This window comes from Mixta tenebrionis (genome assembly GCF_006517625.1).
Taxonomy (GTDB): Bacteria; Pseudomonadota; Gammaproteobacteria; order Enterobacterales; family Enterobacteriaceae; genus Mixta; species Mixta tenebrionis.
The window spans coordinates 1-1,985 of record NZ_VHQI01000034.1 but is presented as its reverse complement, the minus strand read 5'-3'; the positions used below and the strand labels follow the sequence as shown (position 1 = coordinate 1,985).

At 43.4% G+C, this 1,985-nt stretch carries 3 protein-coding genes; all 3 read left to right on the top strand.

Translation table 11 applies throughout. The features are described from left to right. Positions 1-456 (top strand): N-6 DNA methylase (locus tag FKM52_RS21350; protein ID WP_141178098.1); only part of this gene is annotated, 456 nt, incomplete at its 5' end. Then, positions 453-1,583 (top strand): restriction endonuclease subunit S, encoded by a 1,131-nt coding sequence (locus FKM52_RS21345; RefSeq protein WP_141178097.1) that lies wholly within the window; start codon positions 453-455, stop codon positions 1,581-1,583. The genes FKM52_RS21350 and FKM52_RS21345, both read left to right, overlap by 4 nt. Before the next feature lie 115 nt (positions 1,584-1,698). Further along, positions 1,699-1,985, top strand: a 287-nt coding sequence (locus FKM52_RS21340) for a type I restriction endonuclease (RefSeq protein WP_141178096.1), incomplete at its 3' end; no start/stop codon positions are given.

Genomic DNA, 1,985 nt, shown 5'->3' with positions numbered 1-1,985 from the left:
AAAATCCGCCAGTACCTGGTCGATAATAACTATGTCGAAACCGTGATTTCACTGGCTCCGAACCTGTTCTTTGGCACCACTATTGCTGTAAACATTCTGGTGCTGTCTAAACATAAAACGGATACCAACGTTCAGTTTATTGATGCCAGCGAACTGTTCAAAAAAGAGACTAACAACAACATTCTGACCGATGCTCATATCAAACAGATTATGCAGGTATTTGCCAGCAAGGAAGATGTTGCTCATCTGGCGAAATCAGTCACGTTTGAGGCCGTTGTCGCGAATGACTATAACCTGTCGGTGAGCAGCTATGTGGAAGCGAAAGATAACCGCGAAATTATCGATATTGCTGAGCTAAATGCAGAGCTGAAAACCACGGTCAGCAAAATCGACCTGTTGCGTAAAGATATTGATGCGATTGTAGCTGAAATTGAAGGCTGCGAGGTGCAGAAATGAGCGAGTTAAGTTATCTGGAAAAATTGCTGGATGGGGTTGAGGTTGAGTGGAAGACGCTGGGTACAGTGATCAAAACTGTTACCGCATCCTCAAAACTTAAAAGCCAAGCCTATAGAGCTTCAGGAAAACTGCCAATTGTAGATCAGGGTATAAAATTCATTGCTGGCTACACTGACGAAGATGTAACTCCCATTGAAGCTGGGAAGTACATAATTTTTGGTGACCATTCTGAACATATAAAGTACGTAGACTTTCCTTTTGTTCAAGGTGCTGATGGACTAAAAATTCTAAGCCCCATTTCAGCTAATGCCAAGTATATCTACCATGCCTTCCTGAAATTTTACAAAAAGGAATTGAGCTACAAACGACATTGGTCCACAGCACAGCAAACATTAATCCCAATCCCCTGCCCGGATAATCCAGAAAAATCCCTTGCTATCCAGTCTGAAATCGTTCGGATTCTGGATAAATTTACTGCACTTACCGCTGAGCTTACCGCTGAGCTTAACATGCGTAAAAAACAGTACAACTACTATCGAGACCAGTTGCTGAGTTTTGAAGAGGGTGAAGTTGAGTGGAAGACGCTTGGGGATCTAGGGGAAAATCTGGATTCGAAAAGGAAACCAATTACCAGCGGTCTGAGGGAAGCAGGAAGTATTCCGTATTACGGTGCTTCTGGAATTGTCGATTATGTTAAAGATTACATTTTTGATGGTGATTTTTTACTGATTTCTGAAGATGGCGCAAATTTGTTAGCCCGCAATACGCCTATAGCATTTAGTATCAGTGGTAAATCTTGGGTAAACAATCATGCACATGTGATTAAATTCGATTCCTATGCAGAACGAAGGTACGTGGAGTACTATCTGAATAGCATTGATTTATCCCCCTATATTTCCGGAGCAGCGCAACCAAAACTAAATAAGAAAAATTTAGAGAGCATACGTATTCCAAATCCTTCACCTGAAGATAAAGAGCGGATAGTTTCTATTCTGGACAAATTTGATGCGCTAACAAACTCCATCAGCGAAGGCTTACCTCGTGAAATCGAGTTGCGCCAGAAACAGTACGAGTACTATCGTGATTTACTGTTCAGCTTCCCGAAACCAGAAACCGCCAGCAACTAACAGGCATTGATACCGTTAGGGTATGCTTTCACCCGCCCGGTATCAGGCTTTAGGAATACCGGGAGATGCTTCTGATACCCTTCCGGACTTTGCCAGATGACGCACAGGATGCACCATGACACAACAGACACACACCATTGCTGAATCCAATAACTTTATCGTCCTTGATAAATACACCAAAGTTCTGGAGANCGTCCTTGATAAATACACCAAAGTTCTGGAGACCGGTGACAGCTACCAGAGCGAATCGGACCTTGAGCGGGAGCTGATTCAGGACCTTCTTAATCAGGGCTATGAGTTTATATCCGTTAAGTCACCGACTGCGATGCTGGCGAATGTGCGGGACCAGCTTCAGCGTCTTAATGGTGTGGAGTTTAACGAAAGTGAATGGCGGCGTTTCGC

Excerpts from the sequence above, each read along its gene's own strand:
- FKM52_RS21345 (WP_141178097.1), top strand. The coding sequence starts at position 453 with ATGAGCGAGTTAAGTTATCTGGAAAAATTGCTGGATGGGGTTGAGGTT.